Source organism: Pseudomonas sp. 382 (assembly GCF_002759075.1).
Lineage (GTDB): Bacteria > Pseudomonadota > Gammaproteobacteria > Pseudomonadales > Pseudomonadaceae > Aquipseudomonas > Aquipseudomonas vlassakiae.
The window spans coordinates 112,225-137,408 of the sequence record NZ_PEMX01000012.1; the positions used below are offsets into that span (position 1 = coordinate 112,225).

20 protein-coding genes are annotated in these 25,184 nt (G+C 62.6%); 3 read left to right on the forward strand and 17 right to left on the reverse strand.

The window, feature by feature from the left end; translation table 11 throughout:
* Positions 1-436: 436 nt before the first annotated feature.
* Positions 437-1,183: a S24 family peptidase gene (locus CQW31_RS15945; RefSeq protein ID WP_099814888.1), complete on the reverse strand. Its 747-nt coding sequence runs from the start codon at positions 1,181-1,183 to the stop codon at positions 437-439.
* 35 nt (positions 1,184-1,218) lie between these two features.
* On the reverse strand, positions 1,219-2,286 hold the full coding sequence (locus tag CQW31_RS15950; protein WP_099814876.1) for a hypothetical protein: 1,068 nt from the start codon (positions 2,284-2,286) through the stop codon (positions 1,219-1,221).
* Positions 2,287-2,448: 162 nt separating this feature from the next.
* Here CQW31_RS15950 and mutS point away from each other — a divergent pair, with 162 nt between their 5' ends.
* Positions 2,449-5,022: a DNA mismatch repair protein MutS gene (mutS, locus tag CQW31_RS15955; protein WP_099814877.1), complete on the forward strand. Its 2,574-nt coding sequence runs from the start codon at positions 2,449-2,451 to the stop codon at positions 5,020-5,022.
* 140 nt (positions 5,023-5,162) lie between these two features.
* The gene (fdxA, locus tag CQW31_RS15960) at positions 5,163-5,486 is read left to right on the forward strand and encodes a ferredoxin FdxA (RefSeq protein WP_054885350.1); all 324 of its coding nucleotides are present in this window, start codon (positions 5,163-5,165) and stop codon (positions 5,484-5,486) included.
* Between the two features lie 610 nt (positions 5,487-6,096).
* Here the strand turns inward: fdxA and rpoS are convergent.
* The 8 genes from rpoS to CQW31_RS16000 form a co-directional block, all read right to left on the reverse strand.
* Positions 6,097-7,104, reverse strand: coding sequence for an RNA polymerase sigma factor RpoS (gene rpoS / locus CQW31_RS15965; RefSeq protein WP_016392283.1), 1,008 nt, complete (start codon positions 7,102-7,104; stop codon positions 6,097-6,099).
* 109 nt (positions 7,105-7,213) lie between these two features.
* On the reverse strand, positions 7,214-8,077 hold the full coding sequence (locus CQW31_RS15970) for a peptidoglycan DD-metalloendopeptidase family protein (protein ID WP_054885403.1): 864 nt from the start codon (positions 8,075-8,077) through the stop codon (positions 7,214-7,216).
* A gap of 160 nt (positions 8,078-8,237) precedes the next feature.
* The gene (locus CQW31_RS15975; protein ID WP_176506620.1) at positions 8,238-8,876 is read right to left on the reverse strand and encodes a protein-L-isoaspartate(D-aspartate) O-methyltransferase; all 639 of its coding nucleotides are present in this window, start codon (positions 8,874-8,876) and stop codon (positions 8,238-8,240) included.
* A gap of 41 nt (positions 8,877-8,917) precedes the next feature.
* Complete coding sequence (gene surE, locus CQW31_RS15980; RefSeq protein WP_054885352.1) at positions 8,918-9,667, reverse strand: 5'/3'-nucleotidase SurE; 750 nt, start codon at positions 9,665-9,667, stop codon at positions 8,918-8,920.
* Complete coding sequence (gene truD / locus CQW31_RS15985) at positions 9,655-10,713, reverse strand: tRNA pseudouridine(13) synthase TruD (protein ID WP_054885353.1); 1,059 nt, start codon at positions 10,711-10,713, stop codon at positions 9,655-9,657. The genes surE and truD overlap by 13 nt, the downstream gene beginning before the upstream one ends.
* Positions 10,710-11,183 carry a 2-C-methyl-D-erythritol 2,4-cyclodiphosphate synthase gene (ispF, locus tag CQW31_RS15990; protein WP_054885354.1) on the reverse strand — a complete coding sequence of 158 codons (474 nt, stop codon included), beginning with the start codon at positions 11,181-11,183 and terminating at the stop codon, positions 10,710-10,712. Before ispF ends, truD begins: the two co-directional genes overlap by 4 nt.
* 176 nt (positions 11,184-11,359) lie before the next feature.
* The gene (gene fghA / locus CQW31_RS15995) at positions 11,360-12,214 is read right to left on the reverse strand and encodes an S-formylglutathione hydrolase (RefSeq protein ID WP_099814878.1); all 855 of its coding nucleotides are present in this window, start codon (positions 12,212-12,214) and stop codon (positions 11,360-11,362) included.
* 8 nt (positions 12,215-12,222) lie between these two features.
* On the reverse strand, positions 12,223-13,335 hold the full coding sequence (locus CQW31_RS16000) for an S-(hydroxymethyl)glutathione dehydrogenase/class III alcohol dehydrogenase (protein WP_099814879.1): 1,113 nt from the start codon (positions 13,333-13,335) through the stop codon (positions 12,223-12,225).
* A gap of 108 nt (positions 13,336-13,443) precedes the next feature.
* Here CQW31_RS16000 and CQW31_RS16005 point away from each other — a divergent pair, with 108 nt between their 5' ends.
* On the forward strand, positions 13,444-14,340 hold the full coding sequence (locus tag CQW31_RS16005) for a LysR substrate-binding domain-containing protein (protein ID WP_054885357.1): 897 nt from the start codon (positions 13,444-13,446) through the stop codon (positions 14,338-14,340).
* 125 nt (positions 14,341-14,465) lie between these two features.
* On the opposite strand, the gene ispD is transcribed toward CQW31_RS16005, so the two are convergent.
* The 7 genes from ispD to dnaE all read right to left on the reverse strand — a co-directional run bounded on the left by ispD (position 14,466) and on the right by dnaE (position 25,011).
* Complete coding sequence (gene ispD / locus CQW31_RS16010) at positions 14,466-15,173, reverse strand: 2-C-methyl-D-erythritol 4-phosphate cytidylyltransferase (protein ID WP_054885358.1); 708 nt, start codon at positions 15,171-15,173, stop codon at positions 14,466-14,468.
* Complete coding sequence (gene ftsB, locus CQW31_RS16015) at positions 15,170-15,451, reverse strand: cell division protein FtsB (protein WP_054885359.1); 282 nt, start codon at positions 15,449-15,451, stop codon at positions 15,170-15,172. Before ftsB ends, ispD begins: the two co-directional genes overlap by 4 nt.
* Before the next feature lie 169 nt (positions 15,452-15,620).
* Positions 15,621-16,910 (reverse strand): phosphopyruvate hydratase, encoded by a 1,290-nt coding sequence (gene eno, locus CQW31_RS16020; protein ID WP_054885360.1) that lies wholly within the window; start codon positions 16,908-16,910, stop codon positions 15,621-15,623.
* Between the two features lie 200 nt (positions 16,911-17,110).
* Positions 17,111-18,739 (reverse strand): CTP synthase, encoded by a 1,629-nt coding sequence (locus CQW31_RS16025; protein WP_054885361.1) that lies wholly within the window; start codon positions 18,737-18,739, stop codon positions 17,111-17,113.
* 269 nt (positions 18,740-19,008) lie between these two features.
* Positions 19,009-20,292: a tRNA lysidine(34) synthetase TilS gene (gene tilS / locus CQW31_RS16030; RefSeq protein ID WP_099814880.1), complete on the reverse strand. Its 1,284-nt coding sequence runs from the start codon at positions 20,290-20,292 to the stop codon at positions 19,009-19,011.
* A 141-nt stretch (positions 20,293-20,433) separates the two neighbouring features.
* Entirely contained in the window at positions 20,434-21,381 is a 948-nt protein-coding gene (accA, locus tag CQW31_RS16035) for an acetyl-CoA carboxylase carboxyl transferase subunit alpha (protein ID WP_054885363.1), read from the reverse strand.
* A gap of 105 nt (positions 21,382-21,486) precedes the next feature.
* The gene (gene dnaE, locus CQW31_RS16040; RefSeq protein WP_099814881.1) at positions 21,487-25,011 is read right to left on the reverse strand and encodes a DNA polymerase III subunit alpha; all 3,525 of its coding nucleotides are present in this window, start codon (positions 25,009-25,011) and stop codon (positions 21,487-21,489) included.
* Positions 25,012-25,184 lie beyond the last annotated feature (173 nt).

Here is a 25,184-nt window from a genome sequence, read left to right on the forward strand (position 1 = left end):
CGGGTTGTGGGTACTCTGTCTCTTTCAAAAGTCTCGGCATTCCAAAAGGCCCGGCTCGCAGGCCTTTCAGTAATGCGTTGTCGAACCGCCGGACACGACTGGTGACGCCGCGCGGTTCCGCTACAAATTGGTGACTCCGACCGCGGCCGCCTGCCCGCCGGATAACTGTTCGTGGTGCTTTACGCTGCACACCCGGGCCAGTTGCCAACCCTCTGGACAGTTGAGGCCTGTCCATCGCTGCCTGTGTAACAACCGGTTTCCGTCCGGCTTGAGACACAGGCTATGCATTCATGCATATGCAGTCAATGCATTTCTTCACTTTCCTATGCATTGATTTTTGCTGATATGCATGCAGGCCATGCGCGGCCTGGTTTGTAGGGCTTTTCTGCAGACGAAAAAAAACCCGCCGAAGCGGGTTTGTTTGGCAGTGAGACTGTCAGCGAGCGTACATGCCCCACCAGAATACATGCCCAAGCAGGCTGATCTGCTCGTCCTGCATCTGCTGGAAGCTGTAATCCTCGTCGGGATGCTCATCGCGGTTGAAACTGCGCAGGCGGATGCCGGTAGGCAGGCGGTAGACCTGCTTCACCCGCAGCTGGCCATTATGGTTGATGGCGTAGAGATCACCATCGATGATGTCGCCAATCGAACATTTGCCGGTATTCACCCCGACCGTCGCCCCGTCCCGCAGCACAGGCAGCATGCTGTTGCCACGCACGGTCACACACTTGGCCTGGTCGAACTGCACACCATTGTGACGCAGGCTGCGCTTGCCGAAACGCAGCCGCGCACGCTCGCTCTCTTCGATGACGAATCTTCCTGATCCTGCTGCCAATTCGACCTCACGAAGGAAAGGTACCGACACCTCGTCATCCTCGACGGGGGTTTCATCGTCCCACAGGCTGATGTCGCTGAGGTCCGCGTGGCCGTGGGCCGGCAGCGCGGCTTCGCGCGACTCGCCAAGCTCGGCACGACCGCGCAACTGTTCGGTGCTCACGCCGAAGTATTCGGCGATCTTCGACACGTGCTTGTCGGAAGGGTCGACGATCTTGCCGCCGAGAATCCGCGACAAGGTGGATTGAGGGACACCCGTGCGCCGGTACAGCTCCGTCGGGGACAGGCCGTGGCGGTCGAGCAGTTCTCTGAGTACGGAGGCTACGTTGCGTTTTTGCATAGCGTGCATAATGCAGGCATAAGGCAGTGAATGCAATGCAGCGTTCAGCACACCTCGAGGCTTTCACGAGCCATTGCCATGACCACTTGCTCGTCGGTCTCTGGCAGACGTGGCAAGCCCCGGGGCCAACCGGTCGACCAGTCGCAACCACCCAGCCGGCGCATGTCCTCGACCGCCGAGCGCCACCAGATCACCTTGCATGCCTGTTGATACTCGTCGTTGCCGATGAAACTGCCGTACAGCAGCTTGCGGCCGATGCCACGCATTTCTGGCGGTAGCCGCTTGAGACTCCACTTGGCGATAAGGCGATCGAACCACGAGGGTTCTGGCCTTCGCACCGGCACCTGCAACGCCAGCTCGAGCATGCGCGCATCGAAGCGATCACCATAGCGCGCGAAGAAGACTTCAAGAACGGCATGAATAAACGGCTTCATCGCGAAGTAGTGGCTGATGACGCCCCGCGCCTGGTTGATCTGCCTGCCATGTAGCTCGAATGAAAAGGCGATCTGCTCAATGGTATGCAGGGTAGCAGCATAAGGCGTCCAGGCGTCTATGCGATGCACGGCACGCTCGGCGATACCGGCGTTTTCCAGGGAAAAGCCCAGTACTCCGCTGTTACAAAGCCGCAAGTCGCTTGCCGGCGCGTCCCCGCAGTCGGTCAGCGCCTGGGTGAAACTTGCGTAGTAGTTGGCGCGTGAAGCCTCTAGCCAGCTCATCTCGATTTCATCCACCAGGAACTGGCGAGCATCGACCTGCTGGAACAACTGCATCGGTGACTGCAGGAACACCGTATCGGTATCGATGAAGATGGTCTTTTCTGCCCACGGCGCAGCATGGGCGATTGCGCATGCCTTGCGGCGGTGAATATAGCCACCGTCGCCGCTCCAGGCCTGGAGCTGTTCAGCCTCAAGAGTGATCACTTCCACCGGCCAGCCATCGAAGGCCTGTGGCTGGTCGGTCAGCACGCGAATGGTCGGCAGCTCCCCAGGCTTGTTGCGCGCCAGCGCAGTGAGGATGCTCAGCTTCGCCTCCAGCTGGTAGATCCGCCGCTCACCATAAAGTAGGTAGATCAGCTGCTGTTTGGCAAAAGAGACCGTGCTGGAAACATTCATCGTGAAATTCAGGAATCGCGCTGCAAAGGGGGGGCATTGTAGGGAAGTGCGCGGCGCTTAACCACACTGCTTGCCGCGCGCCTCGCCTGCAACTCGGCGAAAAAGCCTGTACCATTGCCGGTTTCACAATCGCCAACCAGATCACCCGCTGTAAGGCCCCGAATGTCTGATCTTTCCGCACACACACCGATGATGCAGCAGTACTGGAAGCTGAAAAACCAGCACCCGGACCAGCTGATGTTCTACCGCATGGGCGACTTCTACGAAATCTTCTACGAAGATGCGAAGAAAGCCGCGAAGCTGCTGGACATCACCCTGACCGCGCGCGGTCAGTCGGCCGGCCAGTCGATCCCCATGTGCGGGATTCCGTTCCATTCGCTGGAGGGCTATCTGGCCAAGCTGGTCAAGCTTGGCGAGTCGGTGGTGATCTGCGAGCAGATCGGCGACCCGGCCACCAGCAAGGGCCCGGTGGAACGCCAGGTGGTGCGTATCATCACCCCCGGCACGGTCAGTGACGAGGCCTTGCTCGACGAGCGCCGCGACAACCTGATTGCCGCCCTGCTCGGCGACGAACGCCTGTTCGGCCTGGCGGTACTGGACATCACCAGCGGCAACTTCAGCGTCCAAGAGATAAAAGGCTGGGAAAACCTGCTGGCCGAGCTCGAGCGCCTGAACCCGGTGGAGCTGCTGATCCCCGACGACTGGCCACGCGACCTGCCCGCCGAGAAGCGCCCGGGTGCCCGTCGCCGCGCGCCGTGGGACTTTGACCGAGATTCGGCGCGCAAAGCCTTGTGCCAGCAGTTCGCGACCAAGGATCTCAAAGGCTTTGGCTGTGACAAACTGACCCTGGCCATCGGTGCCGCCGGTTGCCTGCTGACCTACGCCAAGGAAACCCAGCGCACGGCCCTGCCGCACCTGCGCAGCCTGCGCCACGAGCGCCTGGACGACACGGTGATCCTCGACGGTGCCAGCCGCCGTAACCTGGAGCTGGACATCAACCTGGCCGGTGGCCGCGACAACACCCTGCAATCGGTGATCGACCGCTGCCAGACCGCCATGGCCAGCCGCCTCTTGACGCGTTGGCTGAACCGCCCGCTGCGCGACCTCAAAGTGCTGCAGGCACGCCAGGACTCGATCCGCTGCCTGCTCGACGGCTACCGCTTCGAAAAGCTGCAGCCGCAGCTCAAGGAAATCGGCGATATCGAGCGCATCCTGGCCCGTATCGGCCTGCGCAATGCCCGACCGCGAGACCTGGCGCGCCTGCGCGATGCTCTCGCTGCCTTGCCCGAACTGCAGAACGCCATGAGCGAACTGGAAGCACCGCACCTGGCACGCCTGGCCGCCATCACCGGCACCTACCCGGAGCTGGCCAGCCTGCTGGAGCGCGCGATCATCGACAACCCGCCAGCGGTCATCCGTGATGGCGGCGTGCTCAAGGCCGGCTACGACAGTGAGCTGGACGAGCTGCTGGCGATCAGCGAGAACGCCGGGCAGTTCCTCATCGACCTGGAAACCCGCGAGAAGGCCCGCACCGGCCTTGCCAACCTCAAGGTCGGCTACAACCGTGTGCACGGCTACTTCATCGAGCTGCCGACCAAGCAGGCCGAGCAGGCACCGGGCGACTACATCCGCCGCCAGACCCTCAAAGGCGCCGAGCGTTTCATCACGCCCGAACTCAAGGCCTTCGAGGACAAGGCGCTATCGGCCAAGAGCCGTGCCCTGGCGCGCGAAAAGATGCTCTACGACGCGCTGCTGGAAACCTTGATCAGCCACCTGGCTCCGCTACAGGACAGCGCCGCCGCGCTGGCCGAGGTCGACGTGCTGAGCAACCTTGCCGAACGTGCGCTGAACCTCGACCTGAACTGCCCGCGCTTCACCGACGAGCCGTGCCTGCGCATCGAGCAAGGCCGCCACCCGGTGGTCGAGCAGGTGCTGACCACGCCGTTCGTGGCCAACGACCTGAGCCTGGACAACAGCACGCGCATGCTGATCATCACTGGCCCGAACATGGGTGGTAAGTCCACCTACATGCGCCAGACCGCCCTGATCGTGCTGATGGCGCACATCGGCAGTTTCGTTCCGGCCGCCAGCTGCGAGCTGTCACTGGTCGATCGCATTTTCACCCGTATCGGCTCCAGCGACGACCTGGCCGGTGGGCGTTCGACGTTCATGGTCGAGATGAGCGAAACCGCCAACATCCTGCACAACGCCACCGACCGCAGCCTGGTGCTGATGGACGAAGTCGGCCGCGGCACCAGCACCTTCGACGGCCTGTCGCTGGCTTGGGCTGCAGCCGAGCGCCTGGCCGAACTGCGTGCCTACACCCTGTTCGCCACCCACTACTTCGAACTGACCGTGCTGCCGGAGAGTGAACCACTGGTGGCCAACGTGCACCTGAATGCCACCGAGCACAACGAGCGTATCGTCTTCCTGCACCACGTGCTGCCTGGCCCGGCCAGTCAGAGCTACGGCCTGGCCGTGGCGCAGCTGGCGGGCGTGCCGGCGCCAGTGATCCTGCGCGCACGCGAGCATTTGGGCCGGCTGGAAACCACCAGCCTGCCCCATGAAGCCCCGCTGAGCAAAAAGGCCAAGGACGAGCCGCAAGTCCCGCACCAGAGCGACCTGTTCGCCAGCCTGCCACACCCGGCCATCGAGAAGCTGGGCAAGCTGGACCTGGACGACATGACCCCGCGTCAAGCTATCGAAACGCTATATCAACTAAAGAACCTGTTATAACGGCGCCCACTACAAGCTGGTAGAATCCGCCGCGGTTTGCTGGTGCTGCAGGCTATTAGCCTGGCCTGCAGCCACATGCCCGTAAACCGCGCGGCCCTGAGAGGAAGGGCCGCCGCCGTCGCCTGAGGAGAGAACTAGAAATGACCTTCGTCGTCACCGACAACTGCATCAAATGCAAATACACCGACTGCGTGGAAGTCTGTCCGGTGGACTGCTTCTACGAAGGCCCGAACTTCCTGGTGATTCACCCGGACGAGTGCATTGACTGTGCACTGTGCGAGCCTGAATGCCCGGCCCAGGCGATCTTCTCTGAAGACGAGATCCCCGCAGGCATGGAAAACTTCATCGAGCTCAACGCCGAGCTGGCAGAAATCTGGCCAAACATCACCGAGCGTAAGGACGCCCTGCCCGACGCAGAAGAATGGGATGGCAAGCCTGGCAAGATCGACGCTCTGGAGCGCTAAGCGCCCGGACACGAAAAAGGCCCGCAATGGGCCTTTTTTCATTTTCTGCAGGCGAAAAAAAGGGGCGGTTTGACCCGCCCACATTTTTTCCGTAGTCCCTGCTTGTCCCAAACATCGTCCTGATGAAATCGCTTCTTGCGATGTCCTTGGCTTTCTTCCTGAAAGCCTGTGCATGTCCGTGTGCACAGTTCGAATACTAGCGAGTTCCCCAAGCCGGGCAACTGCCAGATATCTCAGGATATTACTGGGGACACATTTCCACATAGCCAAAAAAATCATGAATTTCAGATGGTTACGAAAAAACCTGATGTGAAAACGGCTTTGATTTACTGGCATTTACACTGATGGCTTACATAAAGAGTAAGCAAAGGCTTACACGCCATGCATCAAGGGTAGCGCCGTACATATTGCTCGGCTCCGGATTACCGCCAGTCTGTTCCGGCCTCTTCGCGGGTAAACCCGCTCCCACAAAGGGAGTGCGAGACCTGAAGACTTTGCAAAATCAGTGGCAGCGGGTTTACCCGCAAAGAGGCCGGAACAGGCTGGCTCAATCTTGAATGCAAAAACGCCCCGAGGTGATCGGGGCGCTTCAGATGCGGTGAAACCTGTCTTACTGGAACAGCGACTCGCTGGAAAGCCCGTTCTTCTCAAGGATCTCCCGCAGGCGCTTAAGCCCCTCCACCTGAATCTGCCGCACGCGTTCACGGGTCAGGCCGATCTCCAGGCCAACATCTTCGAGGGTGCTGCTCTCATGCCCACGCAGGCCGAAGCGGCGCACCACCACCTCACGCTGCTTGTCGGTCAGCTCACCCAACCACTGATCGATGCTTTGCGACAGGTCGTCATCCTGCAGCAATTCGCACGGATCGGTCGGGCGGTCGTCGGTCAGCGTATCGAGCAGGGTCTTGTCCGAGTCCGGGCCGAGCGACACGTCCACCGAAGACACTCGCTCGTTCAGGCCCAGCATGCGCTTGACCTCGGCGACCGGCTTTTCCAGCAGAGTGGCGATTTCTTCGGGCGAAGGCTCGTGGTCGAGCTTCTGGGTCAGTTCCCGCGCGGCACGCAGGTAGACGTTGAGCTCCTTGACCACATGGATCGGCAGGCGGATGGTGCGGGTCTGGTTCATGATCGCCCGCTCGATGGTCTGACGGATCCACCAGGTCGCGTAGGTCGAAAAGCGGAAGCCGCGTTCCGGGTCGAACTTCTCCACCGCGCGGATCAGGCCCAGGTTGCCCTCCTCGATCAGGTCGAGCAGTGACAGACCACGATTGACGTAACGGCGGGCGATTTTCACCACGAGGCGCAGGTTGCTTTCGATCATGCGCTTGCGGCCGGCAGGGTCACCCTTTTGCGACAGGCGCGCAAAGTGCACTTCTTCTTCCGGCGAAAGCAGAGGCGAGAATCCGATCTCGTTGAGATACAGCTGGGTGGCATCGAGCGCCCGGCTGTAATCGATGTACTTGTGTTGCTTGAGCGAAGAGCCCGATTTCGCTCTGGTCCGAACCGAAGGTACAGCAGGTTCGTCTGACACCACATCCGTTTCCAAAACGATGCCCGTCTCCATGAGGAGGACGTCATCGTCGATGTCAAACTCCGGCGCTTCTTTACTGAGAGCCATTGTTATAGTCCTTTGCTGAGTTCGAACTCAGACTCTTGCGGCGCCTGTCTCCCTGGCATCGCAGGAGCCTGTCCCCTCTACATCCAAGGAACAGGCCGGGGTACAACGATCAACGGCGTGGCAGGAACTGGAGCGGATCGACGGGTTTGCCCTGGCGGCGAATCTCGAAATGCAGCTTCACCCGATCTGTGCCCGTAGACCCCATTTCAGCAATCGACTGCCCTGCTTTGACCTGCTGCCCCTCCCGAACCAACAGCCTGCGGTTGTGACCGTAGGCACTGACGTAGGTGTCGCTGTGCTTGATGATGATCAGTTCGCCGTAGCCCCTCAAGCCACTCCCGGCGTAGACCACCGTACCATCAGACGCAGCAAAAACAGGCTGTCCCAAATCACCGGCGATATCAATGCCTTTATTCAAACTACCGTTTGAAGCAAATTTTCCAATCAGCACGCCATTGGCCGGCCACGTCCAGTTCCCCACCGCACGCTCTGCGGCGGGCACCGTGGTAACCACCGGAGCAGGCGTGGCGGGGGTTGTTGGCGTCGACTTTCCGCCGTTTCCAGCGGGGCTGATAGGTGTCCCGGCAGGGCGACGAATGACCGTTGTCCGGCTCGATGAGGACGGGCTGGAGACCACGGTACTGCTGCCGGAGGAGCCGCTGCTGAAACGAATGGCCTGGCCCGGGCGAATGGTGTAAGGCGCGGCAATGCCGTTACGTGCCGCCAGCTCCTTGTAGTCCCATCCATAGCGGAAGGCGATGGAGAACAGCGTATCGCCAGGCTTGACCACGTACTGCCCCGACGTCACGGCCGGCCGCTTGGGCGCTGCAGCGTTTCGATCGACCACGCGCGCACCGCTGGAACTGCTGCTGGTGCTGGAGCAACCTGTCAGCAAGGTGCCCATGGCCAGTGCAATCAGCAGAAGCTTGAAAGCCGACCGATCCTTGCGCTGCCGAATGACTGTGTGCCCCACCCGCGCTCCCCTCATGGTGCCGAAAATCGATAAGACGAAAAGAAATGCAATATTGTTGCAATTATAACCAAGCCACACGACATTGGCAGGGCTCTGGCCCCGCCAGATAGACAGGGCCGTGCCGCAAGAATTCGTTGCTGCTGCAAATATTCCCGGCGCTTCAGGCCAGTGGGCCGTTGAGCAGCGGCACGAACCGGACCGCGCCCAGGACGCGACGGGAGAAACCGTGCTCTTCGCGCACGATCAGCATCAACTGCTGCACCTCACCGGCCTGGCCTACCGGGATCACCATGCGCCCGCCCGGCGCCAGCTGATCGAGCAGCGCCTGCGGCACTTCCGCCGCCACTGCCGTGACGATGATGCCATTGTAGGGCGCCAACGCCTGCCAGCCGTCACAGCCATCCCCCCAGCGAAACACCACGTTACGCAGGTTGAGTTCGACCAGGCGCTCCTTGGCTCGATCCTGCAGCACCTTGATCCGTTCCACCGAGAACACCCGCTCGACCAGCTGGGCCAGGATCGCGGTCTGATAGCCGGAACCGGTGCCGATCTCCAGCACCTTGTCTAACGGCCCGGCTTCCAGCAGCAGCTCGCTCATGTGCGCCACCATGAACGGCTGGGAGATGGTCTGGTTGTGCCCGATCGGCAGCGCCGTGTCTTCATATGCCCGATGCGCCAGCGCCTCGTCTACGAACAGATGGCGCGGGGTACGGCGAATCACCTCGAGCACCTTGGCGTTCGACACGCCTTCCTCGTAGAGGCGCTGGATCAGCCGCTCGCGGGTGCGCTGAGAGGTCATGCCGATACCGCCACGGCGCTGCAGATCGTCCTGTTCACGCATCAGAGCAGGCCCTCCAGCCAGCCGTCGAGCTGTTCGAAGGCATCGTTGAACGTGCGGTCCAGCTGCAAGGGCGTTATCGACACATAGCCTTGCATGACCGCATGGAAATCGGTGCCAGGCCCACCGTCCTCGGCATCGCCGGCCACGGCGATCCAGTAGCCTTCCTTGCCGCGCGGGTTGACGACCTTGGTCGGTGCCGCCGCCCGCGCCCGATGGCCGAGGCGGGTCAGCTGGATGCCGCGGATGTGCTCCAGCGGCAGATTGGGGATGTTGACGTTGAGCACGGTGCGCGGCGGCAATTGCAGGCGTGGCAGTGCCTCGACCAGGCGCCGGGCGATGTGGGCAGCAGTCGGCAGGTTGTCGGGCTGGCGCGACAACAGCGAGAACGCCAGCGAGGTACCGCCCAGGAAGCGGCCCTCCAGCGCGGCGGCCACCGTGCCGGAATAGATCACGTCATCACCCAGGTTGGCCCCCAGGTTGATGCCCGAAACCACCAGATCAACCGGCTCGGGCAACAACCCATTGAGCCCCAGGTGCACACAGTCGGTCGGCGTGCCGTTGAGGCTGATGAAGCCGTTGGACAGGGTCTGCGGGTGCAGCGGCCGGTCCAGCGTCAGCGAACTGCCGGCGCCGCTCTTGTCTTGATCCGGGGCGATCACCACGCACTCGGCATAATCCGCCAGCGCACCGTGGAGCGCGGCGAGGCCAGGTGCCGTAACACCGTCGTCATTCGAAATCAGAATACGCATGGGCTGTCCGTCTGCCCTGCCGGCACCAGATCGACGAGTTCGCGCACCACCACGGTGGCGAAGCATCCGGCCGGAAGGACGAATTCCAGTTGCAGGATATCAGGCTCGGGATAATGCCACGTCAGGCCGCCAATAGGGAGCCGCAGGATGCGCCGTTCGTGACTCATGCCCGCATATGCCAGCCATTGGCATAGCGCCAGGTGCTGCTCGCCGATCGCCGCTTCCCGCTCGAAAGTCGCACCGGTTGCGGGCGACGGCCCTTCTCCCCACATCGGGCCGGTGGGATGCAAGTCAAGTATTGCCAGGCGAGGATCAGAACACTCCTGCTCACCCGCCAGAAAGAAACTACGGCTGTCGGTGAATGCCAACAGATCCCCGACCTGAGCGCGTTGCCAGCTGCCATCGGCGACTCGCGCCGCCAGCACCTGGTTGAACACGTAGCTGCGTGCTGCCGAAAGCAGGCGCGAACGCACGTTGCGCTGCTCTGGCAGGGCCTTGCGCGATGCCCAGTCCTGAGCATCGTGGACATTGCCACCGCCGTAGCCGAAACGCTGGCTGCCAAAGTAGTTCGGTACGCCCTGCACCTTGAGCTGTTGCAGGCGTGCATCAAGGGCCTGGTGGTCGGCTGCCAGGGCGGTCAGGCGCAGGGTGAAGCCGTTCGCCGAATGAGCGCCGCGCTGCAGCTTGCGCTGGTGGCGCACTTGCTTCAATACGCGCAGGCTGTCGTCTTCGGCCCGCGACAGGTCCGGGTCGGCCTTGCCCGGCAGGTGCAGGCTGAACCACTGGCGGGTCAGGGCCTGGCGGTCCTTGAGGCCGGCATAGCTGATGGCACGCACCGGTACACCAGCAGCACGGGCCAGGCGGCGCGCGGCTTCTTCGGTGTTGAGGTCACGCTTCTCTACCCACAGCCACAGGTGCTCGCCCTGGCCGGACAGCGGTATGTCCAGCACCTCGTCGACCTGGAAGTCTTCGGCGACGGCTTTGAGCACTGCGCTGCCCAATGATTCACCCGACGCGCGCGGGCCCAGCAGGTCCAGTTCGGTCATGCTGGCAGCAGCAGGGCGACCGCATGCACGGCGATGCCCTCCTCGCGACCGGTGAAACCAAGCTTCTCGGTGGTGGTGGCCTTGACGTTGACCTGGTCGAGTTCGACCTGCAGGTCTTCGGCAATCAACTGGCGCATGGTTTCGATATGCGGAGCCATTTTCGGCGCCTGGGCGACGATGGTGGCGTCGACATTGCCGACCTTCCAGCCCTTGGCCTTGACGATAGCGACCACATGACGCAGCAACACGCGGCTGTCAGCGCCCTTGAATTGGGGGTCGGTATCCGGGAAGTGCTTGCCGATGTCGCCCAGCGCCGCAGCACCGAGCAAGGCATCGCTCAAGGCGTGCAGCAGCACGTCACCGTCGGAATGGGCCAGGAGGCCGTATTTGTGAGGGATACGCACCCCACCCAGGGTAATGAAATCACCGTCGCAGAAACGGTGCACATCGTAGCCGTGGCCAATACGCATAGAAAAACGCCCTGATTGAGTCAGGGCGTGATTCTACCTGCTTTGGACGCTATTGGGGCCGTCATGTAGGAGCGGCCTTGCGTCGCGAAAGGGCTGCGCAGCAGCCCCAGCGACTGAAGCGGTGGCGCCGAAATCCCGGGGCCGCTTTGCGGCCCATTCGCGACACAAGGCCGCTCCTACAGCCGTCCGAGTGCCATCGCGTGATGGCGCAGGTGCTCATCGATGAAGCTGGCGATGAAGAAGTAGCTGTGGTCATAGCCAGGCTGCAGGCGCAGGGTCAGCGCATGCCCCCCTTTGCGTGCGGCCTGCTCCAGCGTTTCAGGCTTGAGCTGCTTTTCGAGGAAGTCATCCCGGTCGCCCTGGTCCACCAGCAACGGCGGGCATTCGCCTGCAGCGGTTTCCGCCAGCAGCACACTGGCATCCCACTCGCGCCAGCGCGCACGATCTTCACCCAGGTAGCGGCTGAAGGCCTTTTCGCCCCATGGGCAATCCATCGGGTTGCTGATCGGCGAGAACGCCGACACCGAGCGATAGCGCCCTGGGTTGCGCAAGGCACATACCAGCGCGCCATGGCCACCCATGGAGTGGCCACTGATGCTGCGCTGGTCGGACGCCGGGAAGTGCGCCTCGATCAGTGCCGGCAGCTCCTGCACGACATAGTCGTGCATGCGGTAATGCTGCGCCCAAGGCTGCTGGGTGGCATTGAGGTAGAACCCTGCGCCGAGGCCGAAGTCCCAGGCGCCTTCAGGGTCGCTTGGCACCTGCTCGCCACGCGGGCTGGTGTCGGGGGCGACGATGATCAGGCCGAGCTCGGCAGCCAGGCGCTGGGCGCCGGCCTTCTGCATGAAGTTCTCGTCGGTGCAGGTGAGGCCGCTGAGCCAGTACAGCACCGGCAGCTTCTCGCCCTGCTCGGCCTGCGGCGGCAGGTAGACGGCGAACACCATGTCGCAGCCCAGCACCTTGGAGTGATGCCGGTAACGCTTGTGCCAGCCGCCGAAGCTCTTCTGGCAGGAGATGTTATCCAGGCTCATGGCTCACCTCAGAAGTGGATCACGCTGCGGATGCTCTTGCCTTCGTGCATCAGGTCGAAGGCCTTGTTGATGTCTTCCAGGCCCATGGTGTGGGTGATGAAGGTGTCCAGCGGGATCTCGCCCTTCTCGGCCATGTCCACGTAGCTTGGCAGTTCGCTGCGGCCACGTACGCCGCCGAATGCCGAACCACGCCAGACACGGCCCGTCACCAGCTGGAACGGACGGGTGGCGATTTCCTGGCCAGCACCGGCGACACCGATGATCACCGACTCGCCCCAGCCTTTGTGACAGCATTCCAGGGCCGCGCGCATCAGTTGCACATTGCCGATGCACTCGAAAGAGAAGTCCACGCCACCGTCGGTAAGGTCGACGATCACTTCCTGGATCGGGCGGTCGTAGTCTTTCGGGTTGATGCAGTCGGTGGCACCCAGCTGGCGGGCGATCTCGAACTTGGCCGGGTTGATATCGATGGCGATGATGCGCGAGGCCTTGGTCTTGACTGCGCCGATCACTGCCGACAGGCCGATGCCGCCGAGGCCGAAGATGGCCACGGTGTCACCGGGCTTGACCTTGGCGGTGTTGAGCACGGCGCCGATCCCGGTGGTGACGCCGCAGCCGAGCAGGCAGACCTTCTCCAGCGGCGCTTCCTTCTGGATCCTGGCCACGGAAATTTCCGGAAGCACGGTGTACTCGGAGAAGGTCGAGGTGCCCATGTAGTGGAACAGCTGCTGGCCTTTGTACGAGAAGCGAGTGGTGCCGTCCGGCATCAAGCCCTTGCCCTGGGTGGCACGGATGGCCTGGCACAGGTTGGTCTTGCCCGAGAGGCAGAACTTGCACTTGCCGCATTCGGGCGTATACAGCGGGATCACGTGATCGCCCACCGCCACCGAGGTCACGCCCTCGCCCACTGCTTCGACGATCGCACCGCCTTCATGACCCAGGATCGACGGGAAGATGCCTTCCGGGTCAGCGCCGGACAAGGTGTAGGCGTCGGTGTGGCAAACACCGCTGGCGACCACGCGCAGCAGCACTTCGCCGGCCTTGGGCATGGCCACGTCGACTTCGACGATTTCCAGGGGTTTCTTGGCCTCGAAGGCTACGGCAGCACGGGACTTGATCATCACAGGGTCTCCAGACAGAGGATCGGTTCAGTCCCGCAGTGTAATCCAGGCGCTTTTGGTGAATAATCCAGGCAAAGCCAAAACATTATTGCCATACAGGGATAATCCATGAGCAGCCGTTGGGAAGGCATCGACGAATTCGTCGCCGTGGCCGAGTCGGGCCAGTTCACGGCGGCAGCCGAGCGCCTGGGCGTGTCGTCGTCGCACATCAGCCGGCAGATCGCCCGCCTGGAAGAACGCCTGCAGACCCGCTTGCTGTACCGCAGTACTCGCCGGGTGGCCCTGAGTGAAGCCGGGCAGACCTTTTTGCAGCATTGCCAGCGCCTGCAGGACGGCCGCGAGGAAGCGCTGCGCGCCATGGGCGACTTGGCCAGCGAACCCAAGGGGCTGCTGCGCATGACCTGTGCGGTAGCCTATGGTGAGCGTTTTATCGTGCCGCTGGTGACGCGTTTCATGGCGCTGTATCCGCAGCTGCGGGTCGAAGTGGAACTGAGCAACCGTACCCTCGACCTGCTGCACGAAGGCATGGACCTGGCGATCCGCCTCGGCCGCCTGGCAGACTCACGGCTGGTGGCCACGCGCCTTGCACCGCGGCGCATGTACTTGTGCGCGTCGCCAGCGTACCTGGAGCGTTACGGGCGGCCGCACAGCCTGTCGGAACTGGCCCGGCACAATTGCCTGATCGGCAGTTCCGACCTGTGGGCCTTGCAGCAGGATGGCCGCGAGATCAGCCAGCGGGTGCAGGGCAACTGGCGCTGCAACAGCGGCCAGGCAGTGCTGGATGCGGCGCTGCTGGGGATGGGGTTGTGTCAGTTGCCGGACTACTACGTGCTTGAGCACTTGAACAGTGGCGCACTGGTATCGTTGCTGGAAGGGCATCAGCCGCCGAACACGGCGGTGTGGGCGCTGTATCCGCAGCAGCGGCATCTGTCACCGAAGGTCAGGCGGCTGGTGGATTATCTGAAGGAAGGGTTGGCGGGGTTACCGGAGTATCGGCATGGCTGATGTACTGGCTTTACCGCCCTCTTCGCGGGCACGCCCGCTCCCACAGGATCTGCCCCGGTTCTGAACTCTGTGCAATCCCTGTGGAGCGGGCGTGCCCGCGAAGAGGCCAGAACCGATCTGAAGATTCAGCGCCGCCCGGCCCAGCGCTGGCGCAGCCATTCCAGGTCTTCCGGCCGGGTGACCTTGATGTTGTCACTGCGCCCTTCGACCAGCCGCGGCGCCTGCCCCGACCATTCGATGGCCGACGCTTCATCGGTCACCACCACATCGGAAACCAGGCTCTCGGCCAGGGCCCGATGCAGCGCACCCAGGCGGAACATCTGCGGCGTATACGCCTGCCAGATGGTGCTGCGGTCGACCGTCGCGGCCACCCGCCCATTGGCATCGGCACGCTTGAGGGTGTCGCGCGCCGGCACCGCCAGCAGCCCGCCTACCGGGTCGTCGGCCAGTTCCGACAGCAACTTGTCCAGGTCGCTGCGCGCCAGGTTCGGCCGCGCCGCATCGTGCACCAGCACCCAATCGTTGTCCGACGCCCCTTGGGCATGCAGCAGCAACAAGGCATTGAGCACCGAGTCGGCACGCTCGTCACCACCCGCCGCCCGCTGGATACGCGGGTCGCTGGCACAACGCAGGCCTGGCCAGTAAGGGTCGTCTTCGGCAATGCTGACCACCACGCCCTTGAGCGAGGGGTGGCCAAGAAAACAGTCGAGGCTGTGCTCGAGAAGGGTCTGCCCCGCCAGCTCCAGGTATTGCTTGGGGCGGTCGGCAGCCATGCGGGCACCGACGCCCGCTGCAGGAATCACGGCCCAGAAGGCCGGCAGTGTTTCAGTCATTTTTGCGGCAACTGGAAGAGGGTTTCGCCCTCTTTGACCATTCCCAGTTCATGACGAGCCCGCTCTTCGACGGTCTCCATACCTTTCTTCAACTCCATCACCTCGGCATCGAGCACACGGTTACGCTCCAGCAGCCGTTCGTTCTCGGCATGCTGTTCGTCGATCTGCTGCTTGAGCTCGGCCACTTGCGCCAGGCTGCCGTTACCCACCCAAAGGCGGTACTGCAGGCCACCGAGCAGCAGGAGCAGGACAAGGAACAACCAATAGGGACTGCGCATCAAGGTATCCAGGTTAAAGACCGCCGCACACGGGCGTCATATAGCACGAAGCCTGGCCGAGGCCAGGCTTCGTTGACAGAAACCCGCATGAAGCGTCAGATGATTACGTACGAAAGCTCAGTACGGAAGATCCGACAACCTCGGCAGCTGTCTTTTTACCATCTCTTGCTTAGCCGCGAAACTCGGCACGACCACGGTAAACCGCTTTGGCGCCCAGCTGCTCTTCGATGCGCAGCAGCTGGTTGTACTTCGAGACGCGGTCGGAACGGCACAGCGAGCCAGTCTTGATCTGGCCAGCAGCAGTACCCACGGCCAGGTCGGCAATGGTCGAGTCTTCGGTTTCACCGGAACGGTGCGAGATCACCGCGGTGTAGCCGGCAGCCTTGGCCATCTGGATGGCTTCCAGGGTTTCGGTCAGCGAGCCGATCTGGTTGAACTTGATCAGGATCGAGTTACCGATGCCCTTCTCGATGCCTTCCTTGAGGATCTTGGTGTTGGTCACGAACAGGTCGTCACCGACCAGCTGGACCTTGGCACCGATCTTGTCGGTCAGGATCTTCCAGCCAGCCCAGTCGGACTCGTCCAGGCCGTCTTCGATCGAGATGATCGGGAAGCGCTCGGTCAGGCCCTTCAGGTACTCGGCGAAACCTTCGGCGTCGAACGACTTGCCTTCACCGGACAGGTTGTACTTGCCGTCTTCGTAGAATTCGGAAGCCGCGCAGTCCAGGGCCAGGGTCACGTCGGTGCCCAGCTTGTAGCCGGCTTTCTCGACCGCTTCGGCGATGGCAGCCAGTGCGTCTTCGTTGGACGCCAGGTTAGGGGCGAAACCACCTTCGTCACCCACGGCAGTGTTCAGGCCACGGGCCTTCAGCACGGCTTTGAGGTGGTGGAAGATTTCGGTACCCATGCGCAGGCCGTCGGAGAAGGTCTTGGCGCCAACCGGCTGAACCATGAACTCCTGGATGTCGACGTTGTTGTCGGCGTGTTCGCCACCGTTGATGATGTTCATCATCGGAACCGGCATCGAGTACTGGCCCGGGGTGCCGTTGAGGTTGGCGATGTGCGCGTACAGCGGCAGGTCCTGATCCTGTGCAGCGGCCTTGGCGGCAGCCAGGGACACGGCCAGAATGGCGTTGGCGCCCAGCTTGGCCTTGTTCTCGGTACCGTCCAGTTCGATCATGGCGCGGTCCAGGGCTTTCTGGTCGGAAGGATCCTTGCCCAGCAGCAGGTCACGGATCGGGCCGTTGATGTTGGCGACGGCCTTCAGCACGCCCTTGCCCAGGTAACGGCTCTTGTCGCCATCACGCAGCTCCAGCGCTTCGCGCGAGCCGGTGGAAGCACCGGACGGCGCGCAAGCGCTGCCGATGATGCCGTTGTCGAGCAGTACATCGGCTTCCACGGTGGGGTTGCCACGCGAATCGAGAACTTCACGACCTTTGATGTCGACGATTTTTGCCATTGTTGTAAGCACTCCAGAATTGACGAAAACAACGCAACTGTAGGGAATTCTTGCCTTGCACCAGGCGGGGACGCAGCAGGCAGGCCTGGCAGAAGCAACCCCTGACCGAGCGGTCAGGGGTAGATCGGGGCGTACTTTACCCGAGAAATGAGCCTTGCGCGGCTTTAACCGTCGGAAAACTCATCAAAGACCTGAAAAAATCAGGCCTTGTTCTTCTGCGCCAGGGCCGCCTTGACGAAGCCGCTGAACAGCGGGTGACCGTCACGCGGGGTGGAGGTGAACTCCGGGTGGAACTGGCAGGCAACGAACCATGGATGGTCCTTGGACTCGACCACTTCAACCAGCGCGCCGTCTTCGGAACGACCGGAAACCACCAGTCCAGCGTCCACCAGCTGTGGCAGCAGGTTGTTGTTGACCTCGTAACGGTGACGGTGACGCTCGGTGATCACATCCTTGCCGTAGCAGTCGTGCACCTTGGAGCCGGCAGCCAGTTGGCAATCCTGCGCGCCCAGGCGCATGGTGCCGCCCAGGTCGGAGGCTTCGGTACGGGTCTCGACGGCACCGGTGGCATCAGCCCACTCGGTGATCAGGCCGACCACGGGGTGGCCGCTGTTGCGGTCGAACTCGGTGGAGTTGGCGTCTTTCCAGCCCATCACGTTACGGGCGAACTCGATCACGGCTACCTGCATGCCCAGGCAGATCCCCAGGTACGGCACCTTGTTCTCACGGGCGTACTGCACGGCGGTGATCTTGCCTTCCACGCCGCGCAGGCCGAAACCACCCGGTACCAGGATGGCGTCGGCGCCTTCGAGCAGGCCGGTGCCCTGGTTCTCGATGTCTTCGGAATCGATGTAGCGCAGGTTGACCTTGGTACGGTTGGTGATGCCGGCGTGGCTCATCGCTTCGATCAGCGACTTGTATGCATCCAGCAGCTCCATGTACTTGCCGACCATGGCGATGGTGACTTCCTGCTCAGGGTTGAGCTTGGCATCGACCACCTTGTCCCACTCGGACAGGTCGGCGCTGTTGCACTGCAGGCCAAAGCGCTCGACGACGAAGTCGTCCAGGCCCTGGGCGTGCAGCACGCCTGGGATCTTGTAGATGGTATCGACGTCTTCCAGCGAAATCACCGCACGCTCTTCGACGTTGGTGAAGAGGGCGATCTTGCGGCGCGACGATGCGTCGACCGGGTGGTCGGAACGGCAGATCAGCACGTCAGGCTGCAGGCCGATGGAGCGCAGCTCCTTGACCGAGTGCTGGGTCGGCTTGGTCTTGGTCTCGCCAGCGGTGGCAATGTACGGGACCAGGGTCAGGTGCATCAGCATGGCGCGCTTGGAACCCACTTCGACACGCAGCTGGCGGATCGCTTCGAGGAACGGTTGCGACTCGATATCACCCACGGTACCGCCGATTTCCACCAGGGCCACGTCGGCATCGCCGGCACCCTTGATGATGCGACGCTTGATTTCGTCGGTGATGTGCGGGATGACCTGGATGGTTGCGCCCAGGTAGTCACCACGGCGTTCTTTACGCAGCACGTGCTCGTAGATACGACCGGTGGTGAAGTTGTTGTTCTGGGTCATGGTCGTGCGGATGAACCGCTCGTAGTGGCCCAGGTCAAGGTCGGTTTCGGCGCCATCGTGGGTGACGAACACCTCACCATGCTGGAACGGGCTCATGGTGCCCGGGTCGACGTTGATGTACGGATCCAGCTTGAGCATGGTGACCTTCAGGCCCCGCGCTTCCAGGATGGCCGCCAGGGATGCCGAGGCAATGCCTTTCCCCAATGAAGAAACAACACCGCCCGTGACGAATATGTAGCGCGTCATGAAAAACCCTAGAAGTCTGCGTTAAGGCGGCCAGCGCCGCCGGAGAAAGCGAAGGAAGGCCGAAGCCCCCGATCACCTGCGTCAATCACAGTGCATCTCGAAAAACTGCCGCGTCTGTACAGACCAGGGGTATCCCCGGCATGGAGCTCGCTCGTCATTTCCAGAATCAGCCCAGCAAAAAACTGCTTGGTAATCGGCAACTGCTGTGTTTCCGGGGAAGCCACAGAAGTTGTATCAAGAAGGGAGGGTAGTCTACCGGAATGTACCCTTCAGCTCAAACCTTGCGCGTTCGTCGGCGGCTGCCAGTGAAGCTGGCAATCGGCCTGCGCCAGTGAAGGCAGATTGGCCACCGCCAGCAGGCGCTCGCCACAATATAGCAACGGCAGTCGCGGGCGCACGAAGTGCGGGACCTGCAGCTCGTTGAGCAGGCGCTTGAGGTCGCGCCGGCCGCGGCCGGGGATGTCCAGCACTTCGCCGCCCTGGCGGTAGGCGATACGCAGTTCGCCCAGCGGCGCGGTGACATCAAGACGCACACTGCCATTGCCCGGCAATGCCAGGACCGCTCCGGGGTCGGCCCAGGCGTACTCGCCCATGGGTTGCTGCAGCCAGTCACCACTCAACCACCAGATACGGCCATGACTACGCAGCAACCGACCGTCGGCCAGCCGCCAGACCGGCTGCGCATCTGCCGCAGCATCGCGCAGATCGGCCCAGCCGGCCCAATGACGGGTATCGGGCAAGCGGGTTCGCGGGCGTAACCAGTGCTGCAGGGCATTGCGCTGCCGAGCAGGCGACAAGCGGGTGAGCGCCGCCAGGTCGAGTGACGGCAAGGCTGCCCAGGCGGGTGCAGCGCCCTCCCCGGCCTCGGCCAGATCGCCCTGCGCCAGTTCGTCGAGCAGGCCCAGTGCCTCACCCAGATGCTCCGCACAACGGGCGAAGTTCTGGCTGGCCTGTGGCCAACGCTGGTGCAAATGCGGAAACACCTCTGCGCGCAGATAGTTGCGGTCGAAGGCGGTATCAACGTTCGTCGGGTCTTCGATCCACACCAGCTCATTGACGTGGGCGTAGTCATGCAGCTGCTGGCGCGCGGTGGCCAGCAGCGGCCGGACCAGGCTGCCCAGCCCTAGCCTGCGCTGCCCGGGCATCGCCGCCAGGCCACGCAGGCCGGCACCGCGCAGCAGGCGGAAGAGCAAGGTCTCGGCCTGGTCGTCGCGGTGCTGGGCAGTGAACAGGATGTCGCCAGGACCGAGGACTTTCCCCAAGGCGGCATAGCGGGCATCACGGGCGGCCTGTTCGAGGCTGGCGCCGGGGGTGACCTGGACGTGGATGACCTGTAGCTCGATACCGAGCTGGTCGCAGATGGACTGGCAGTGGGCAGGCCAGGCGTCGGCGGCGGATTGCAGGCCGTGGTGGATGTGCAGGGCGCGTAGCGGGGGGGATGCGTGGTTGCGGGCGTGGTTGGCCAGCAGATGCAAGAGGACGGTGGAATCGAGGCCGCCAGAGAAGGCGATGTACCAGGCGGGGGCGTTGAGCCAAGGGGTGAGGTTGATCATCTGGGCCTCACTTGGCTTGAGATTGCCGGGGGTGCTTTGCACCCCTTTCGCGACACAAGGCCGCTCCTACAGGCGATCGCGTACCCATGTAGGAGCGGCCTTGTGTCGCGAAAGGGCCGCGAAGCGGCCCCCCAGGGCATATCAGAGGCCGTAGCTCATCAGGCGCTCGTAACGACGGGCCAGCAGCGCATCGTTATCGAGCTTGCCGAGCATGTCCAGCTGCTGCACCAGGTCGGCGCGGATGCTTTCGGACATCTTGACCGGGTCGCGGTGGGCGCCGCCCAGCGGCTCCTGGATGACCTTGTCGACAATGTTCAGGCTCTTCAGACGCTCAGCGGTGATGCCCATGGCTTCAGCGGCGTCGGCCGCCTTGTCGGCAGTCTTCCACAGGATCGAGGCGCAGCCTTCCGGCGAGATCACCGAGTAGGTGGAGTACTGCAGCATGTTCAGCTGGTCGCACACGCCAATGGCCAGTGCACCGCCGGAACCACCCTCACCGATCACCGTGGCGATGATCGGGGTCTTCAGGCGGGCCATGACGCGCAGGTTCCAGGCGATGGCCTCGCTCTGGTTGCGCTCTTCGGCGTCGATGCCCGGGTAGGCGCCCGGGGTGTCGATGAAGGTCAGGATCGGCATCTTGAAGCGCTCGGCCATTTCCATCAGGCGGCAGGCCTTGCGGTAGCCCTCCGGGCGCGGCATGCCGAAGTTGCGGCGCACCTTCTCGCGCACTTCGCGACCTTTCTGGTGGCCGATGACCATGACTGGCTTGCCGTCCAGACGCGCCGTACCACCGACGATCGCGGCGTCGTCGGAGAAGTGGCGGTCACCGTGCAGTTCTTCGAACTCGGTGAAGATGTGATCCAGGTAGTCCAGGGTGTATGGACGACGTGGATGACGGGCCAGGCGGGCGATCTGCCAGCTGGTCAGGTTGCCGAAGATGCTTTCGGTCAGGGTGTTGCTCTTGTCTTGCAGACGGGCAATTTCATCGCTGATGTTCAGCGAGTTGTCGTTGCCTACCAGGCGCAGGCCTTCGATCTTGGCTTGCAGGTCGGCAATCGGCTGTTCGAAATCGAGAAAATTCGGGTTCATAGTCATCCGTCTTGGGTCTACGGCCAGGCGGCCGGCCGGTTGATCCGTTTGGCGCCCTACCTTAAGGGATCAGGCGCATATAGGTCGAGATTAAATTTCGTCGATTCAACGATATTGCAGGAAGACGTTCTCACGCCCGAACTGGTCACGCAGCGCCTGAATCAGGCCATCAGCCGGGTCGATCTTCCACTGCTCGCCGAACTGCAACATGGCCTTGGCATCGCTGCCGGTGTACTCCAGCGTGATCGGGCAAGCCCCACGATGGCGGGTGATCAGTTCGCCCAGCCACTTCAGGCGGTCGCCCTTGAGCGCCTCGTGTGCCACTTTCAGGCGCAGGCTTTCGGCCAGCTTGGTGCGTGCGTCCTCCATGGTCATCACCTGCTTCACCCGCAGGCGCAGGCCGCCAGAGAAGTCATCGTTGCTGACCTCGCCCTCGACCACCACCATCGCATCCGTCTGGAGCAAGGACTGTGCCGCCATGTAGGCGTCGGCAAACAGCGAGGCCTCGATGCGCCCGGAACGGTCATCGAGGGTGACGAAGCCCATCTTGTCGCCTTTCTTGTTCTTCATCACCCGCAACGCAATGATCATCCCGGCGATGGTCTGGGTCTCACGCGACGGCTTGAGGTCGATGATGCGCTGGCGAGCGAAGCGGCGAATCTCGGTCTCGTATTCGTCGATCGGGTGGCCGGTAAGGTACAGGCCCAGCGTGTCCTTTTCGCCCTTCAGGCGTTCCTTGAGGGTCAGTTCGCGCACCTTGCGGTGGTTGGCGTAGACATCGACATCCGCCGCGTCGAACATGCCGCCGAACAGGTCGACGTGGCCGCTGTCAGCGGTATGCGCCGCCTGCTCGGCGGCCTTGATGGCTTCGCCCAGTGCCGACAGCAGGGTCGCGCGATTGCGGTCGATATTGGCCTGATAGGCCTTGATCTCGTCATGGAAATACGGGCCCAGGCGGTCCAGCGCACCACTGCGGATCAACGCATCGAGGGTGCGCTTGTTGACCCGCTTGAGGTCGATGCGCTCGCAGAAGTCGAACAGGTCCTTGAACGGGCCTCCCTGGGCACGCGCCTCGACGATGGCCTCCACCGGGCCTTCGCCGACGCCCTTGATCGCACCCAGGCCGTAGACGATGCGCCCGTCGTCGTTGACGGTGAACTTGAAGTCGGAGAAGTTCACGTCCGGCGCATCGAGGCGCAGTTTCATGCTGCGCACTTCCTCGACCAGCACCACCACCTTGTCGGTGTTGTGCATGTCCGCCGAGAGTACCGCAGCCATGAACGGCGCGGGGTAGTGGGTCTTCAGCCAGGCAGTCTGGTACGACACCAGGCCATAGGCAGCGGAGTGGGACTTGTTGAATCCGTACCCGGCGAACTTCTCTACCAGGTCGAAGATGTTACCGGCCAGATCCGCATCGATGTTGTTGGCCACGCAACCTTCGATGAAGCCGCCGCGCTGCTTGGCCATCTCCTCCGGCTTTTTCTTACCCATGGCTCGACGCAGCATGTCGGCGCCACCGAGGGTGTAGCCTGCCATCACCTGGGCAATCTGCATCACCTGTTCCTGATACAGAATGATGCCGTACGTCGGTGCCAGTACCGGCTTGAGGCCTTCGTACTGGTAGTCGGAATGCGGGTAGGCCAGCTCGGCGCGGCCGTGCTTGCGGTTGATGAAGTCGTCCACCATGCCGGACTGCAGCGGGCCCGGGCGGAACAGTGCCACCAATGCGATGAGGTCTTCCAGGCAGTCGGGCTTGAGCTTCTTGATCAGCTCCTTCATGCCGCGGGATTCGAGCTGGAACACCGCCGTGGTCTCGGCTTTCTGCAGCAGCTCGTAGGTCTTGCGGTCGTCCAGCGGGATGAAGTCGATATTGACGTTGGGCAGGTTCTTCTTGGCCTGCTCGCGGTTGATGATCTCCATCGCCCACTTGATGATGGTCAGCGTCCGCAGGCCGAGGAAGTCGAACTTCACCAGGCCGGCAGCCTCGACATCATCCTTGTCGAACTGAGTCACCAGGCCGCCGCCTTCTTCGTCACAAGCGATCGGCGAAAAGTCGGTGAGCTTGGTCGGGGCAATCACCACGCCACCGGCGTGCTTGCCGGTACCACGGGTGACACCTTCGAGCTTGAGCGCCATGTCCCAGATCTCGCGGGCATCCTCGTCGCCCTTGAGGAAGTCGCGCAGGATTTCTTCCTGCTCGTAGGCTTTCTCCAGGGTCATGCCCACTTCGAACGGAATCATCTTCGACAGGCGGTCGGCGAGGCCGTAGGACTTGCCCTGCACCCGCGCCACGTCGCGCACCACGGCCTTGGCGGCCATGGTACCGAAGGTGATGATCTGGCTCACGGCGTTGCGGCCGTAAGCTTCGGCCACGTAGTCGATCACCCGGTCACGGCCGTCCATGCAGAAGTCGACGTCGAAGTCGGGCATGGAAATACGTTCAGGGTTGAGGAAGCGCTCGAACAGCAGGTCGTAGGCCAGCGGGTCGAGGTCGGTGATCTTCAACACGTAGGCTACCAGCGAGCCGGCACCCGACCCCCGCCCCGGGCCAACCGGCACGTCGTTGTTCTTGGCCCACTTGATGAAGTCCATAACGATCAGGAAGTAACCGGGGAAGCCCATCTGGATGATGATGTCCAGTTCGAACTTCAGGCGGTCCAGGTAGACCTGGCGCTTCTCTTCGTAATTCGGTGTGGTCTCTTTCGGCCACAGCACCGCCAGGCGCTCTTCCAGGCCTTCGTAGGAGACGTGCCGCAGGTAATCGTCGATACCCATGCCGTTCGGCGTCGGGAAATCGGGCAGGAAATATTTGCCGAGCTGCACCTGGATGTTGCAGCGTTTGGCGATTTCGACAGTGTTGGCAAGGGCGTCGGGCAAGTCGCTGAACAGCTCGGCCATTTCCTCGGCCGATTTCAGGTACTGCTGGTCGCTGTAGATACGCGGCCGGCGCGGATCGTCGAGAGTCCAGCCCTCGCCGATGCAGACGCGGGTTTCGTGGGCGTCGAAGTCGGACTGCTTGATGAAGCGCACGTCGTTGGTGGCGACCAGTGGAGCGCCTAGTTGATCGGCCAGGGCCACGGCAGCGTGCACGTATTCTTCGTCGCCGGCACGATTGGTGCGTTGCACTTCGACATAGAAGCGCTCCGGGAACATGCCCATCCAGTCGCGCAGCAAGGCTTCGGCTTCATCCTGGCGACCACTCATCAGGGCCATGCCGATATCGCCTTCCTTGCCGGCTGACAGGGCAATCAGCCCCTCGCTCGCGGGCGCGATCCATTCACGCTGGAGGATCACCAGGCCGTTGCGCTGGCCCTCGGTCCAGCCACGGGAGATCAATTCGGTGAGGTTGCGATAGCCCTTGGGGTCCATGGCCAGGAAGCAGATACGCGACAACGGAGCTTCCGGGTCGTTGCCGGCCAGCCACAGGTCGGCACCGCAAATCGGCTTGATCCCGGCGCCCATGGCGGTCTTGTAGAACTTGACCAGCGAGCACATGTTGCTCTGGTCGGTGATCGCCACCGCGGGCATGTTCATGCCCGCCAGCGCCTTGGCCAGCGGCTTGATCCGCACCAGGCCGTCGACCAGCGAGAATTCGGAGTGGACGCGCAGGTGAACGAAGGGAACCGACATGGATAGTCCTGTAGCAGTGCTGAACGACAAGGGCGGGATTGTAGCGTAATTGAGTGGGGAATTTGGGGCCGCGTTGCGGCCCTTCGCGGGCACGCCCCACAGGAGAGAGTAACCCTCACGAATAGCGCTGTACCTGTGGGAGCGGGCTTGCCCGCGAAGGGCCGCAACGCGGC